At 59.8% G+C, this 13,566-nt stretch carries 17 protein-coding genes and 1 tRNA gene; 11 read left to right on the top strand and 7 right to left on the bottom strand.

Features of this window, described 5'->3' with window-relative positions:
• The first annotated feature begins 383 nt into the window (after positions 1–383).
• Positions 384–887 carry a heme-degrading domain-containing protein gene (locus JWR14_RS06745; protein WP_299703453.1) on the top strand — a complete coding sequence of 168 codons (504 nt, stop codon included), beginning with the start codon at positions 384–386 and terminating at the stop codon, positions 885–887.
• A gap of 3 nt (positions 888–890) precedes the next feature.
• Positions 891–1,229 carry an SMR family transporter gene (locus tag JWR14_RS06740; protein ID WP_299703450.1) on the top strand — a complete coding sequence of 113 codons (339 nt, stop codon included), beginning with the start codon at positions 891–893 and terminating at the stop codon, positions 1,227–1,229.
• Between the two features lie 29 nt (positions 1,230–1,258).
• Here JWR14_RS06740 and JWR14_RS06735 read toward each other — a convergent pair whose 3' ends face one another.
• A complete protein-coding gene (locus tag JWR14_RS06735) occupies positions 1,259–1,621 on the bottom strand; it encodes a hypothetical protein (protein ID WP_299703447.1) in 363 nt (120 codons plus the stop codon).
• 389 nt (positions 1,622–2,010) lie between these two features.
• On the opposite strand from JWR14_RS06735, the gene JWR14_RS06730 reads away from it, so the two are divergent.
• The 5 genes from JWR14_RS06730 (at position 2,011) to JWR14_RS06710 (ending at position 4,878) form a co-directional block, all read left to right on the top strand.
• On the top strand, positions 2,011–2,283 hold the full coding sequence (locus JWR14_RS06730) for a hypothetical protein (RefSeq protein WP_299703444.1): 273 nt from the start codon (positions 2,011–2,013) through the stop codon (positions 2,281–2,283).
• Positions 2,283–2,654 carry a hypothetical protein gene (locus JWR14_RS06725; protein ID WP_299703441.1) on the top strand — a complete coding sequence of 124 codons (372 nt, stop codon included), beginning with the start codon at positions 2,283–2,285 and terminating at the stop codon, positions 2,652–2,654. The genes JWR14_RS06730 and JWR14_RS06725 overlap by 1 nt, the downstream gene beginning before the upstream one ends.
• A 65-nt stretch (positions 2,655–2,719) precedes the next feature.
• Positions 2,720–3,001, top strand: coding sequence for a DUF1488 domain-containing protein (locus JWR14_RS06720; RefSeq protein ID WP_299703438.1), 282 nt, complete (start codon positions 2,720–2,722; stop codon positions 2,999–3,001).
• A gap of 120 nt (positions 3,002–3,121) precedes the next feature.
• Positions 3,122–3,703: a TetR/AcrR family transcriptional regulator gene (locus JWR14_RS06715; RefSeq protein ID WP_299703435.1), complete on the top strand. Its 582-nt coding sequence runs from the start codon at positions 3,122–3,124 to the stop codon at positions 3,701–3,703.
• Between the two features lie 62 nt (positions 3,704–3,765).
• Positions 3,766–4,878: an enoyl-CoA hydratase/isomerase family protein gene (locus JWR14_RS06710; RefSeq protein ID WP_299703432.1), complete on the top strand. Its 1,113-nt coding sequence runs from the start codon at positions 3,766–3,768 to the stop codon at positions 4,876–4,878.
• On the opposite strand, the gene JWR14_RS06705 is transcribed toward JWR14_RS06710, so the two are convergent.
• The 3 genes from JWR14_RS06705 to JWR14_RS06695 form a co-directional block, all read right to left on the bottom strand.
• The gene (locus tag JWR14_RS06705) at positions 4,875–5,300 is read right to left on the bottom strand and encodes a hypothetical protein (RefSeq protein ID WP_299703429.1); all 426 of its coding nucleotides are present in this window, start codon (positions 5,298–5,300) and stop codon (positions 4,875–4,877) included. The genes JWR14_RS06710 and JWR14_RS06705 overlap by 4 nt on opposite strands.
• Positions 5,301–5,696: 396 nt before the next feature.
• Entirely contained in the window at positions 5,697–5,978 is a 282-nt protein-coding gene (locus JWR14_RS06700; protein ID WP_299703426.1) for a hypothetical protein, read from the bottom strand.
• Positions 5,959–6,231 carry a hypothetical protein gene (locus JWR14_RS06695; protein ID WP_299703423.1) on the bottom strand — a complete coding sequence of 91 codons (273 nt, stop codon included), beginning with the start codon at positions 6,229–6,231 and terminating at the stop codon, positions 5,959–5,961. The genes JWR14_RS06700 and JWR14_RS06695 overlap by 20 nt, the downstream gene beginning before the upstream one ends.
• Positions 6,232–6,338: 107 nt before the next feature.
• On the opposite strand from JWR14_RS06695, the gene dusA reads away from it, so the two are divergent.
• Both dusA and JWR14_RS06685 read left to right on the top strand, forming a co-directional pair.
• Entirely contained in the window at positions 6,339–7,340 is a 1,002-nt protein-coding gene (gene dusA, locus JWR14_RS06690) for a tRNA dihydrouridine(20/20a) synthase DusA (RefSeq protein ID WP_299703421.1), read from the top strand.
• Positions 7,341–7,439: 99 nt separating this feature from the next.
• Positions 7,440–7,515 (top strand) — tRNA-His (locus JWR14_RS06685).
• 296 nt (positions 7,516–7,811) lie between these two features.
• Here JWR14_RS06685 and JWR14_RS06680 read toward each other — a convergent pair.
• The 3 genes from JWR14_RS06680 to JWR14_RS06670 all read right to left on the bottom strand — a co-directional run bounded on the left by JWR14_RS06680 (position 7,812) and on the right by JWR14_RS06670 (position 10,007).
• Entirely contained in the window at positions 7,812–8,237 is a 426-nt protein-coding gene (locus JWR14_RS06680; RefSeq protein ID WP_299703418.1) for a type II toxin-antitoxin system VapC family toxin, read from the bottom strand.
• Complete coding sequence (locus JWR14_RS06675; RefSeq protein ID WP_366144508.1) at positions 8,237–8,476, bottom strand: AbrB/MazE/SpoVT family DNA-binding domain-containing protein; 240 nt, start codon at positions 8,474–8,476, stop codon at positions 8,237–8,239. Before JWR14_RS06675 ends, JWR14_RS06680 begins: the two co-directional genes overlap by 1 nt.
• Before the next feature lie 88 nt (positions 8,477–8,564).
• Entirely contained in the window at positions 8,565–10,007 is a 1,443-nt protein-coding gene (locus JWR14_RS06670; protein ID WP_299703412.1) for an MFS transporter, read from the bottom strand.
• 226 nt (positions 10,008–10,233) lie between these two features.
• Here JWR14_RS06670 and JWR14_RS06665 point away from each other — a divergent pair, with 226 nt between their 5' ends.
• Both JWR14_RS06665 and tkt read left to right on the top strand, forming a co-directional pair.
• On the top strand, positions 10,234–11,286 hold the full coding sequence (locus JWR14_RS06665) for an NADP(H)-dependent aldo-keto reductase (RefSeq protein ID WP_299703456.1): 1,053 nt from the start codon (positions 10,234–10,236) through the stop codon (positions 11,284–11,286).
• Between the two features lie 283 nt (positions 11,287–11,569).
• Positions 11,570–13,566: transketolase (tkt, locus tag JWR14_RS06660; RefSeq protein ID WP_299703409.1), on the top strand; the 1,997-nt coding region annotated here is incomplete at its 3' end.

The following is a 13,566-nucleotide window of genomic DNA, read 5'->3' as shown; positions in this document are numbered from 1 at the left end:
TCTGGGTGACTGTCAGCGCCAATGTCGAATCCGGTCGGGATCCGTCCAGGGCTGCCTGGACAAGGGGCGAACTCTACGGAGCAGCGAGATATGCCTGAATGAGATACGTCCTAATTCAGCATGTAGTGCGACACAAACAACATACCGGCTGCCCCAAATGCGCGGGTCTTATCGTCTAGCTAAGACGAATTGAGAATTTTTCGAGTTGAAGGACGAGAGCCATCTAGTCCGGCGATGCAACGTGCCAGTCGTCGCTGAACTACTCGATGACGGGATCACGCAGATGCACACTCCGGGTCATGTCACAATTTGTGTCGTTCGCGTCGAGATAGAACGTCTGTATGATCGCGGCGCTCGATTCACTTGCCAGGAAATCATCGCTTATGAATATCGCTCATGACCTCCAGACCATCGTCCATCAGGAACAGACGCTCGTCTTCCCGCAATTCGACTCGGACCGCGCGTGGCAAATAGGCACGCAACTCCGCGAAATGGCGGTGGCGCGCGGCGCGCCGATGGCGATCGACGTGCGCACCTTCGGCCAGCCTTTGTTTTTCGCTTTGCTGGAAGGCGCCACGCCCGACAACGTTCGCTGGGCGCAGCGCAAAGCGCGCACGGTCGAGCATTTTCGCCGCAGTTCGTATGCGATCGGTTTGAGCCTGCAGCAGGCGTCGGCAACACTCGCCGATAAATACAGCCTCCCCGCCGCCGAATTCGCCTCGCACGGTGGCGCGTTTCCGTTGACGGTAAAAGGCGCGGGTGTGATCGGCGTGGTGACGGTGTCGGGCTTGCCGCAACGCCAGGATCATGAGTTCGTGGTCGAGGCCTTGTGCGCCGTTCTCGGGCACGACGCAAGCGCGCTGGCGTTTCCATCGGACAAGGCATAACCGATGCGCTCTTCCGCTTATGCGTTGCTCGCCGTCGCTATTGTTGCCGAGGTTGTGGCGACATCGGCCCTACGGGCATCGGAAGGATTCTCGCGGCTGGTGCCATCCGTCATTGTGGTGATCGGCTATGGCATCTCGTTCTACTTGCTGTCGCTCACGCTGAAGTCGCTGCCCGTTGGCATTGTCTATGCCGTGTGGTCAGGGGCGGGTATTGTGCTGATTACGCTGGTGGCCGCGCTGTTATTCAAGCAGATCCCCGATCTGCCCGCCGTCCTCGGCATGGGCCTGATCGTGGCGGGCGTGGTGGTGCTGAACGTGTTTTCAAAGGTCAGCCCGCACTAGTGTTGGTAGTCGAACGGGCGGTTCCAAAGTTAATTACAGCGTACGACCATCGAACGGTTTTTAACATTCGCCGATACCACGTTCGTGATGCTGCCGCCCGTCGGCCCGCCTTCCTCGTTATCCTTCGATACGATCGTGTAGCCGGTCGCGCCGCATTTGTCGCCAGCCAGGACGTAACAGCTTGCCCATGTCGTGCTTGCATCGGCGCCGCTGCAGTTGATGGCGTAGCCGCTCTGGCCGTCGGGAAGGTGGATCAACGATGCATCGCTCGACGATGCACATCCGCCGAGGCTGAAAACACCCGCTGCCGCCATGATGAGGCCCGTAGCTTGTAAAACCCGCGCGATGCGAAACGGGGAGGGAGTCGGCAGGCGCCGTGCAAATTGCTTCATCGTGTTCCTCTAGTGGCAAACGCCGGATAACGCCGCAGAGGATCGGGCAGAACGCACAGACTCTGCGCCCGAACCCGCCTTTCCAAGCTACGTCTCCAACGTGTTTCCCAAACATGTGTCGTGCCGTATTTTCCCACACGCCGGAGAGCGCAGGAAAAAGCGGGTGTTTTGATCTGAATCAACCTACCTCGATAAATGCTTCATCAGCGTGGCCTCTGGCCCGCGCCTTGCAGTACGTTCGCAAGCAGGAGCACCGACGACGCATCGGATTTCCTCAAGCCCGGAAGAAAATGCAACAGGTTGCAACGGCAGCGAACTAATTGCCGAAGTCCAAACCTTACAGAGGCGCGGGCAACACGCGACACCTATAAAACATTTGAGAGGAAGACATGGCAGAACGCGTTAGCGGCCCGTATCGCGGGTATTACATCAGCGCGGCGGCACGCCTTACCCAGACTCCCGATCAGGCTGACGGAGAGCCGAACGCGCCTATCTACGTGGGTACAGTCAGCCTTGCCGAAGGCGGCCCGGATAACGTCCGTCGCTTCGAAGCGCTAGTCGACGTCGGCACTCAGCAGCGCTTTGCGACCGAGGACGAAGCGCTCGTCAATGTGGAGCAGGCGGCGCGCGCTTATATCGACAGATTATTGCAAAACAGCTGATGCGCACGCTCAACATCCGTCATCCGGCGATGCGCTGCGTTGCCGAGGCGCTGCTCGATTTGTTTCCGAGCGGCGCGGATATCAGCGAGATCGGCACGGATCAGAAGCCTTGCCTGTTCGTAAGCTGGCGCACCGGCGGCATGGCGAGTCATCCGGGCAATATTGCGTGGGGCGTGCATTACCGGTTCGAGGGGGAAGCATTGAGTCTTTTCGATCTCGCCACCGAGCCGGCGCAGCAGCAATTTTGCGAACGGGTACGAGACATGAGCCATCATCTGAAGTTCGACTACGCCGATCCAGACGCGGTGTCGCTGCTGATTGTCGAGGTGCCCGCCGGGCTGGTCCGGCTCAGCATGGAAGAAGCCAAGTAGACCGGATCGAGGCGCCGCGAGTAGGATCGTGCATTATTGCCATTTCCTTGCCATTCGAGGCCGCCATGAACATCCTTTTTCCCGCCGATGCGCCGGCGTATCGCGACGCGAATCTCACGGTGGTATTTGCGGCGCTGGTCGATGGCGAGCGCGTCGCGTGCGCGATCTCGGTCGAGGCGCTGGAGGATCATTTTGGCGTGCAGAGCTTCGACAGCACCGGCTGGATACGTGCATTCGATGCTGCGCGCCCGAGAATTGAAGCGGTTGCGAGGGAGCATCTGCACATCAATCATGGTGGGCCCGTGTTACTGAAGAGCGGCCATTTTCCGCCGGGAACGGCGAACTGATAGCAGGCATTTAACGAGGCGGGCACGTTGAACGCCTTTCAGTTTTGCATTGACTTGGGGCCTGTCATCCGGAAAATGCGCGAGATGGCAGGCTCAAAACAACATCTTTCAAATCAGCCCTTGCTGCGTATCCAAATCCTGGATGCGGCGCGCGAGATCGTCGTGCGTGAAGGTTTTGACGCATTATCGATGCGCAAGATTGCAGAGGTCGTCGGATATTCACCCGCTTCGCTATACCTGCACTTCGCCAGCCGCGATGCCATCGCCCACGCGCTTTGCGCCGAGGGCCACGCGCAACTGCTTGAGTCCCTGCACGCGCATGATGGCGTGGTGGAGCCGGTCGAACGCCTGAGGGCCATGGCGCATGCGTATGTCACGTTCGGACAGACACATCCCACGGTGTATCGGCTGATTTTCATGCAAAATCCCGCTTATACCGACGCCGCGTTTAACGATGTGGCATCGGCTGGCGAGACGGCGCTTTCCATGCTGACCAGGACGCTGGCGTTGGTTCGTCACCCCGCAGCACGCGCCGAAACGTTGTGGGCAGCGTTGCACGGTATCGTGTCGTTGAGCTTGACGGCCTCGACAGCTTTTACTACGCCGACCGCTACACTTATCGATGAAACGCTGGATCTGTTTTTGCCCACTGTCATCAAGAAAAAACCTGCTCGGCGACGTCCATCTGCACGTGGCGGCTGACGCGTTTTCAGTTCCATTTCCCGCTCCATTTTCACTCACACGAATAGAAATCCGCATTGCATATGACTGAATCCATCGATGAAATTCGTATCGAACGCGCGCAGGGTATCGGCTTCATTGCGCTGAACCGTCCGAAGGCGTTGAACGCGTTGTCCACGCCCATGCTGCACGCCATTCATCGCGCGCTGAACGCCTGGCGCGACGACCCTCTGGTGCACGCCGTGGTGATCTATAGCCCGCATCCGCGCGCGTTCTGCGCGGGCGGCGATATCCGGTTTTTATATCAATCGGCGAAGGCGGGCGAGCAAGCGGTCATCGAAGAATTTTTCACCGATGAATACCGTCTGAATCACGCGATTTTCACGTTTCCGAAGCCGTATATCGCGTTGCTGAACGGCGTGGTAATGGGCGGCGGAATGGGCATTTCGCAAGGCGCGCGGCATACGGGCGGCGTGCGTGTAGTCACCGGCTCGACGAAGATGGCGATGCCGGAGACGCGTATCGGCTTGTTTCCGGATGTGGGCGTGAGCTGGTTCCTCGCACGCACGCCGGGCGCGATCGGGCGTTATCTCGCGGCGACGGGCGCGACCATCGATGCCGCCGATGCGCTTTACGCCGGCCTCGCCGACGCATATATGGACGACGACGCGCTGCCCGCGCTTATCAATACGCTGAAGGAGAAATCGTTCGCGACCGGCGCGGAAGTGGTGCGGTTTATCGAAACTCAGGCGCGTTCGGATGCGGGGAAGGCGAGCGAACTTGCGAAGGAGCGCGGTTTTATCGACAAGCATTTCGCGTCGGGCAACGGCGCGGCCTGCCTGAAGTCGCTGGAAGGAACGACGGGCGGGGGCGGTGAGGAAAGTCATTGGGCTGCGCGCACGGTGGCTGAGCTGCGTGAGCGTTCGCCGTTATCCGTCGATGTGTCGCTGGAATTGATCGACCGCGCCAGGACGTCGAGCATGGCCGAGACGTTGAGGCGCGACCTTGGGCTCACGCGCGCGACGTTCGATCATGGCGATGTGATGGAAGGTATCCGGGCACGCATTGTCGACAAGGATAATCAGCCGGTGTGGAAAGTGTCGCGCATGGAGGACGTGACACGTGATGCAGTCATGCGGATGTACGACAGTCCGTGGGCTGAGCGCGACCATCCGCTGGCCGCGCTGACGGATTAGTCGGCGTCGCTGCCGGCCATGAAGGCGCGCATGAAGACGAGCGCGCCCCAGCCCCACATGGCATTCGATGCAAAACCGAGTGCCAGCCGGGGCAGCATGTTGCCGCTCGGCCAGATGCCTCGCAGCGGATCGACCACGAACACGCTCGCGGCGGTCAGCACGACGCCGCCGAACACCAGCGCGCCGATCCACGGCGCCGTGCGGTCGGGTGCGACGCGCAGTAGCCACGCCATCAAGATGCCGAACAACGCGCTCCATAGCGCATTGACGATGAATTCGGGAATGCCTAGCGGCAGGAAAGGAGTGGTGGAATAACCGGCTGGATCGACCACGCCGGCTGCATGCAACAACGCGATGGTCGCTTCACGGAAAAACAGTGCGGCGAGGAAGCCCGCGACGAACGGAAGAATGACTTTTTGCATTAAAAACCACCGCTTGAGACGCGAGCCGTGGCTGCGCCAGTATTTTAAGGTGGCGTCATTATAGGGTCGGGCATGTCGCATTATGGTGCAATCAGGCGCGGCTTTGCGGTCGATGCAACGGGTTCTGGCTAATGCGCTAATCAGGTTGCAGTTTCGCGGCGATGTTGCTTTGGATCGGGTTTGCGGGAGCTGTTGAGTCGCCTGCGGGGAGTTAGCGTACTTGGCGTCTGGATGCGGAGGTTTTGCTTTTGGTCGGATCGAGTTGGCGGTGCGTCGCTCGATAAGATCGCAAGTGCAAGTTTACAGGCGGATGTTGCGGGCGATGCCTCCGGCCGCGACAAGATTCACTGCGGTCGTCGCCGTTCCCACGCCGTGAATACACGATGGCCACCGGCTCTATTTCGCGATCGCGTCGCTGGCCGGGTTGTTGTGCAACATGCGGTCGCTGTTGGGCGGCAGGGCGGGGCGTTTTGTCGGCATGTTGTCCGGGTTATCTGCACGCGGGCCGGCTGCGTTCGGGACGCCGGGTGTAACCGGCGGTTTAGCCATCGACGCAGCGTCGGCCGCCGCCGCGGTCTGGGCCTGCGCGCTTGTTTCCAATCCGATGCCTAGCGCAGCAGTCACGAAGGCAAAGGTGACGACAGTGCCAGAGAGCGTTTTAATCGCACGGGATTTCATGGGCTTCTCCTGATCGACGGCGCATTTCGATTAGATCCGGCAAAGCGCTGCCATTTGATTTTTGAGACACCGGAGCGTGTGGAAGATTCGTTTTTTTGGTGATTGCCGGTGTTGTGGTCAGCGTTCGCAGCATTTGTGCCGCGACCGTAAGCATGGAAGTCGGTTTCAAGGCTTGTGTGCCGGTACCAATGTCGGCAAGGAATGCAAAAAATACCGTGTGGCATCGATTCCCCGTGCAGGCCGTTGATTTCACGGTAAATTCGATCCCAAGCGTCCAGTTCGTGGCCTATCGAGTGTTACGGTAAAATTACGCAATCAGCGCCGGAAAGGCGCCCAACGCTCACAATCAGCAGTTTCTCCATGTCGACAGCTTTAAAACCGAGCCCGCGCCGCGTCAGCGTTGCGCCCATGATGGACTGGACCGATAGGCATTGCCGGTCGTTCCACCGCATCTTGACGCGACATACGTGGCTCTACACCGAAATGGTCACGACCGGCGCGCTGCTGCATGGAGATGTCGCGCGGCATCTAGCGTTCACGCCAGGCGAAGCGCCCGTTGCGCTGCAGATCGGCGGCAGCGAACCGGCTGATCTCGCCCGTAGCGCGAAGCTGGGCGAGCAATGGGGCTACGACGAAATCAACCTGAATTGCGGTTGCCCGTCCGAGCGCGTGCAACGCGGTGCATTCGGCGCGTGCCTGATGAACGAGCCGCAACTGGTCGCGGATTGCGTGAAAGCGATGCGCGATGCGGTGTCGATTCCGGTCACGGTCAAACATCGAATAGGTGTGGACGCGGTTGAAGACTACGCATACGTGCGCGACTTCGTCGGCACCGTCGCCGAGGCCGGCTGTGAAGTGTTTATCGTCCACGCACGCAATGCGATCCTGAAGGGCTTGAGCCCGAAGGAAAATCGCGATATTCCGCCGCTGAAGTACGAATACGCGTATCAGTTGAAGCGCGATTTTCCGCATCTGGAAATATCGATCAACGGTGGCATCAAGACGCTCGATGAAGTGGAAGAGCATCTGAAACATGTCGATGGCGTGATGCTCGGCCGCGAGGCTTATCACAACCCTTACGTGCTCGCGGGCGTCGATACACGCTTTTACGGCGCGGACACGCCTGTGTTGTCGCGCGAGGAGGCTGAGGCGAGCTTGATCGACTACGCGCGTCAGGAAGTGGCGCGCGGGGCGTTCCTCGGCGGCATTACGCGGCATGCGCTGGGCTTGTATCGAGGCGTGGCGGGTGCGCGTGGCTGGCGTCGCGTTCTCTCGGATAGCCGCCGTCTCGCCACCGGCGATATGACCATTTTCGATGAAGCACGCACTCATCTGCGTGAAGCGGTCGAATTGATCGAATAAGGGACTAGGCAAAGCGAATCTTTGTTCGTATAATCTCGTTTCTCGATTCAGCAAGCCCGTTCCTGGTGAGCTAGAGAGGCAGCAAGAAGTAAGACAGTGGTGGCTGTAGCTCAGTTGGTAGAGTCCAGGATTGTGATTCCTGTTGTCGTGGGTTCGAGCCCCATCAGCCACCCCAAAAGATTCAAGCATAAAGCCCGACTTTCGCAAGTTGGGCTTTATGCTTTCTGGAATCAATGTAACTCTTGTTTAAGCCGATTTGGTCAAGACAAACCGATATACGACGTTCGTTCGAGACCGGTTTTAGCCAAATCTGCGTGATGATTTGCTGGTGTTTAAGAACATGTGCAGACGTTAATAACGTACCGCCATAACGTACTGGCAATCGATCACGTCAACTTGCCGAGAAGTTTTTCCGAAACAGCGTTCATGCAGGCGGCGCGAGGTGTTACAGCACCCGCCCGATACCTCAGGTTAAAAATCGAGAGGCTTAATTTTCATACGTTTGGCATTGCGGGCGAGCACGCCATCGAGTGTTGCCATTGTCTTTACTTCGGCATCCATTGCGGCAGCAAGGTGCAATGCGTCACCAGCACGCAGTCCCGTTGCGGCGTCCAAAGTCAGCACGGCAGCGCGGTGAAACGTAGACGGCTCAACCGGCAGCAACTGCAGATCGCTTGCGCAAAGGCGCTCGAACGCCTGCCATGCTGACGCCCCTTGCTCGGTGGATATTTGCGCCGTCCGTTGCTTGATGCCGAGGGCGCTTGCAAATTCAGTTACACACCATGCGGCGGAGGTCAGTTCGTCGGTGCACGCTGCATACCACCGTGCAACAGCGGCGCTCATGGGTTCATTTACGCAAAGCGCGACCAGCACAGACGTGTCTACATAAGTCGACATCAATAACGTGCTCCGCGCCGCAACTCTTCCATGACAGACTGCGATATTGGCATCGTCTCACGGGTTGCTTCAAGCTCCCGGGCGAAAGCGCTGCGGTCCCATTTAGAGGCGCGAATACTAAGGCCGCCGTCAATGGTCAAGTCAACCTGAACGTGGTCGCCTTCCTTCACGCCAATGCGGCGCACGTATTCGGCCGGAATGCGCAGCGCCAAGCTATTGCCCCATTTCGCAATTTGCAGGTTCATCTTATACGGCTCCGGTTGATATACGATTACGTATATACATCATAGCACCGTATTCACTATATGCAATCCCGCTCGACCAAAGTTACCGGTTCCTCCCATGCCCGCTCACCTGCGCGCCCGCATCGCGGTGCAGGCTGAACAGATCCGCCACCCCCAGTAATCCCACCGCCCCCACGATCAAAAACGCGATACTGAAATCGGCCGGCACGACGGTCTGCGCATCGTGGCCATGCATCCATTCGGCCAGCCTCAAAGCGATCGCCCCGAGCGCGACGCCAACTCCCATCGTCAACTGGAACAGCGTGCTCGACAACGCCGACGCGCCGCTCATCTGCGCCTTCGGGACATCGGCGAAACTGAGTGTGTTCAGCGCCGTGAACTGCAGCGAGCGGGACAGGCCGCTCGCAAACAACACGGCGACGACGATCCAGGTCGGCGTAGCAGGCGATATCAAGCTCATCACCGCCAGCGATAGAGCCGCCAGGATCCCGTTCACGATCAGCACCGGACGGAAGCCGAAGCGCCGCATGACCGGCGTGGTGACGAGTTTCATCGATAAATTACCGGCGAAGACCGACAACGTCAGCAGCCCGGATGCGAACGCGCTCAGCCCGAAGCCGACCTGAAACATCAGCGGCAGCAGGAACGGCGCCGCGCTGATGGCGATGCGAAACAGCGAGCCGCCGCCCATCGCCACCTTGAAGGTCTTGATCCGCAGCGCGTTGAGATCGAGCACCGGTTCGCTCGCGCGCCGCACATGCCACCATGCGCCCACGCCCGCGAGCACGCCGACGGCGATCAGTCCGCTTGCGAATACCCAGGACGTGTCGCTGCGGCCGATGAGTTCCATTGCGTAGAGCAGGGTCGTGCAGGCGAGGCCGCATAACACGAAACCCAGGAAATCGAAGCGGCGGCTGGCGTGCTCGCGGGTGTTATCGAGGTAACGAAGCGCCACCATCAAACCGATCACCCCGAGCGGCAAATTCAGATAAAAGATCCAGCGCCACGACGAATACGTGGTGATGAACCCGCCCAGGGGCGGTCCGATCACGGGCGCGACCAGCCCCGGCCAGGTGATGACGGAAATGGCGCGCATCAACCCTTCCTTGGGCGTAGCGCGTAATACCGCGAGCCGCCCGACCGGCACCATCATCGCGCCGCCGATACCCTGCAGCACCCGCGCCGCCGTGAACGTGGGCAGCGTCGACGTCATGCCGCACAGCACGGACGCAACCGTGAACAGGGCGATCGCGCTGCCAAACACGGTACGCAGGCCGAAGCGGTCCGCTGCCCAGCCGCTAATGGGGATGAATACGGCGAGCGTCAACAGATACGACGTAATACCAAGACTCAGGTCGACGGGGTGAAGACCAAACGAGCGCGCCATCTGCGGCAGCGCCGTCGCGATGATCGTGCCGTCAAGGTTCTCCATGAAGAAGGTCGCCGCGACCAGCATCACGATGACGGAGGAACCGCGTGGGTTCGCCGCGCCGGACGTGGTGCGGGTAAGGTCGGGGGCCTGCATCGAAGGGGTCTCTCTTGTTTGAATCTGAATGAACGCAGCGATATTGAAAAGCTAATGAAAGCCAAATTCACTGCATGCCTGCAGCTTACCGGGCTGGGCGAACGCCGTGGCGATCGGCACCAAAGCGGCACCAGAGTGGTACCCATGCAGCAAGGCCCGCGCTATGGTAGCTTCGACACTCGGCGAGCGCCTTTAAAACCTGAACACGAACATGGGGAAGCAAGCGATGGAGTACCGGAAACTCGGTGGAACAGATGTCAATGTCAGCCTTATCGGACTGGGCACCATGACCTGGGGCGAGCAGAACACGGAAACCGATGCGCACGCGCAACTCAATGCCGCGCTCGATGCCGGCATCAACCTGATCGACGCCGCCGAGATGTACCCGGTGCCGCCGCGCCCCGAGACGCAAGGGCGCACGGAGGCGTACATCGGCACGTGGCTGGCGGCGAACCCGGGAGCACGGGAGAAGATCGTTCTCGCCACCAAGATCGCGGGACCGGCACGCCAGCCGCACAACCCGCGGCATATTCGTGGCGAGGCAAACCAGTTCGACCGGAAGAATCTGACCGAAGCCGTGGATACCAGCCTCGCACGGCTGCAGACGGATTACGTCGATTTGTACCAGTTGCACTGGCCCGATCGCAGCACGATGACGTTCGGACGCGCGAACTATCCGTGGATCAAGGACGAATACACCGTGCCCATTGAAGAGACGCTGACGGTGCTCGGCGATCTCGTGAAGGCGGGGAAGATCCGCTACGTCGGGGTATCGAACGAGACGCCCTGGGGTGTCGCGCAATTCCTCCAGGCCGCCGATAAACTCGGCTTGCCGCGAATCGTGAGCATCCAGAATCCGTACAGCCTGGTGAATCGGACATTCGAAACCGGACTGTCCGAGTTCACGCACAAGGAAAATGTCGGCCTGCTGGCGTATTCGCCGCTGGCGTTCGGCTGGCTGTCCGGCAAGTACGAGGGCGGTGCGCGTCCCGCGGGCGCCCGTATCACGCTGTTCGAGCGGTTTGCACGCTACAGCAAGCCGCAAACGATCAAGGCCGTCAGCGGCTACGTGGAGCTCGCACGGCGTCACGGCCTGAGCCCGGCGCAACTCGCGCTCGCGTTCGTGAATAGCCGGCCGTTCACGACCAGCACGCTGATCGGCGCGACGTCGCTCGAGCAATTGCGCGAGAACATCGGCAGCCTGGACGTTAAATTGTCCGACGAGATCCTCGCTGAAATCGATGCGCTTCATGAAGCCCAGCCGAGTCCCGCTCCATGATCGTTTGCTGAAAAATGTCATGCGCCAGCGTTACGATGATCAAAAACGGCCACGATTTTTTACCCATCGCGTTCGTTTTTTGCATCGTTTCAAGCGTAAAGTTGTTGTCTCGTTGATGTCGTAATCGTCTGTCATAAGCCGCGCCGCGCCTGTTGCGGCGCGCGCTTCGCTGCTCTTTGGTGACGCGCCAGTTGTCATGGCACTACACTTGCTCGAAGGTCCCGGTTGCCCGCTGTGGCGCCTCTCGTGCCTCAGCGCGCCCTACGCAAAGGAGTCGTCGCTCATGCCGCAAACCCCCTCGAAGTCCTCTTCCGATCTCGACACCCTCGCCATCAACACCATCCGCACGTTGTCCATGGACGCCGTGCAAAAAGCCAATTCCGGTCACCCGGGTACGCCGATGGCGCTTGCGCCGGTCGGTTTTCATCTGTGGCAGAACCACCTGCGCTACGACCCGGCCGAGCCGCTGTGGCCGAATCGTGACCGCTTCGTGCTGTCGGTCGGTCATGCGTCCATGCTGCTGTATTCGCTGCTTCACCTGACCGGCGTGAAAGCCGTCGATCACGCGGGTAAGCCAACGGGCGGTCCGGCTGTGTCGCTGGATGACATCAAGCATTTTCGGCAACTGGATAGCAAGACGCCGGGCCATCCTGAATACCGCATGACAACGGGTGTTGAAACCACCACAGGGCCGCTCGGGCAGGGGCTTGGAAACAGCGTCGGCATGGCAATGGCCGGGCGCTGGTATGAGTCGCATTTCAACAAGCCGGATGCGCAGATTTTCGACTATCACGTGTATGCGCTGTGCGGCGACGGCGACATGATGGAAGGTATCTCGCACGAAGCCGCTTCCATAGCGGGTCATCTGAAGTTGTCGAATCTGACCTGGATCTACGACAGCAACCGCGTGACCATTGAGGGTCACACGGATCTCGCATACAGCGACGACGTGGAAACGCGTTTCAAGGGCTACCACTGGAACACGATTCACGTTGACGACGCCAACGACGCCGGCGCGCTCGAAACCGCGCTGAACCAGGCGAAGGCCAATACAGACGGACCCACGCTGATCGTGGTGAAGAGCGTTATCGGCTGGGGTGCGCCGCATAAGCAGGACACCTCCGCGGCGCACGGCGAGCCACTGGGCGTAGACGAAATCAAGCTCGCGAAGAAGTTCTACGGCTGGCCGGAGGACGCGAGTTTCCTCGTGCCGGACGGCGTGTATGAGCACTTCAACGAGGGCATCGGCGCGCGGGGCAAGGCGGCCCGCGTTGCGTGGCAAAAGAGTTTCGATGACTACGCGAAGAAGTACCCCGACCTGGCGAAAGAGTTCGCGCAGATCGAAGCGCATGAGTTGCCGGCGGGCTGGGACGCGGACATTCCTACGTTCGACGCCGATCCAAAAGGCATGGCATCGCGGGAATCGTCGGGCAAGGTGTTGAACGCCATTGCAAAGCGTTTCCCATGGATGATCGGCGGTTCGGCGGATTTGTCGCCATCGACGAAAACCGATATGAAGTTCGAAGGCGCGGGCAGTTTCGAGTTCGACAACTACGCCGGCCGCAACCTGCATTTCGGCATTCGCGAGCACGTGATGGGCGCAATCTGCAACGGCCTCGCGTTATCGAACCTGCGGCCCTACGGCTCCACGTTCCTGATTTTCAGTGACTACATGAAGCCGCCCATCCGGCTTTCGGCCATCATGGAAGTGCCTGTCATCTACGTGTTCACGCACGATTCAATTGGCGTGGGTGAAGACGGTCCGACGCACCAGCCGATCGAACAACTTGCGTCGTTGCGCGGTGTGCCGGGGCTCAGCACGTATCGTCCGGGCGACGCTAACGAAGTGTCCGAATCGTGGCGTGCCGCGCTGGCCGAACCGCAACGGCCGGCGTGCATCGTGGTGTCGCGCCAGCCAATGCCGACTTTCGACCGGTCGAAATATGGATCGGCGAAGGGCGTTCACAAGGGCGCGTATATTCTCGCCGACGCTGAAAACGGCAAGAAGCCAGAAGTTATCCTGATGGCGACGGGCACCGAAGTGTCGGTGTGCGTCGACACGTACGAGAAGCTCAAAAGTGAAGGCATCGCGGCGCGGGTCGTGTCCATGCCGTCATGGGATCTGTTTGAACGGCAGGACAATGCCTATAAGGATTCCGTGATTCCGCCGGATGTCGACGCGCGTGTGTGCGTCGAGCAGGCGGGCACGCTTGGCTGGGACCGCTATGTCGGCCGTCTTGGTTCGCAGATCGTGATGCATACGTTCGGGGCGTCGGCTCC

The organism is Caballeronia sp. (assembly GCF_028292365.1).
Classification (GTDB): Bacteria; Pseudomonadota; Gammaproteobacteria; order Burkholderiales; family Burkholderiaceae; genus Caballeronia.
The sequence above is the reverse complement of the archived record's forward strand: the minus strand, read 5'-3'. Positions and strand labels throughout refer to the sequence as shown.

Coding starts and splice junctions, on each gene's coding strand:
- JWR14_RS06705 (WP_299703429.1), bottom strand. CDS start 5,300: ATGCAAAAAGTCATTCTTCCGTTCGTCGCGGGCTTCCTCGCCGCACTG.
- JWR14_RS06700 (WP_299703426.1), bottom strand. CDS start 5,978: ATGAAATCCCGTGCGATTAAAACGCTCTCTGGCACTGTCGTCACCTTT.
- JWR14_RS06735 (WP_299703447.1), bottom strand. CDS start 1,621: ATGAAGCAATTTGCACGGCGCCTGCCGACTCCCTCCCCGTTTCGCATC.
- JWR14_RS06730 (WP_299703444.1), top strand. CDS start 2,011: ATGGCAGAACGCGTTAGCGGCCCGTATCGCGGGTATTACATCAGCGCG.
- JWR14_RS06665 (WP_299703456.1), top strand. CDS start 10,234: ATGGAGTACCGGAAACTCGGTGGAACAGATGTCAATGTCAGCCTTATC.
- JWR14_RS06720 (WP_299703438.1), top strand. CDS start 2,720: ATGAACATCCTTTTTCCCGCCGATGCGCCGGCGTATCGCGACGCGAAT.
- dusA (WP_299703421.1), top strand. CDS start 6,339: ATGTCGACAGCTTTAAAACCGAGCCCGCGCCGCGTCAGCGTTGCGCCC.
- JWR14_RS06745 (WP_299703453.1), top strand. CDS start 384: ATGAATATCGCTCATGACCTCCAGACCATCGTCCATCAGGAACAGACG.
- JWR14_RS06740 (WP_299703450.1), top strand. CDS start 891: ATGCGCTCTTCCGCTTATGCGTTGCTCGCCGTCGCTATTGTTGCCGAG.
- JWR14_RS06680 (WP_299703418.1), bottom strand. CDS start 8,237: ATGTCGACTTATGTAGACACGTCTGTGCTGGTCGCGCTTTGCGTAAAT.
- JWR14_RS06725 (WP_299703441.1), top strand. CDS start 2,283: ATGCGCACGCTCAACATCCGTCATCCGGCGATGCGCTGCGTTGCCGAG.
- JWR14_RS06710 (WP_299703432.1), top strand. CDS start 3,766: ATGACTGAATCCATCGATGAAATTCGTATCGAACGCGCGCAGGGTATC.
- JWR14_RS06670 (WP_299703412.1), bottom strand. CDS start 10,007: ATGCAGGCCCCCGACCTTACCCGCACCACGTCCGGCGCGGCGAACCCA.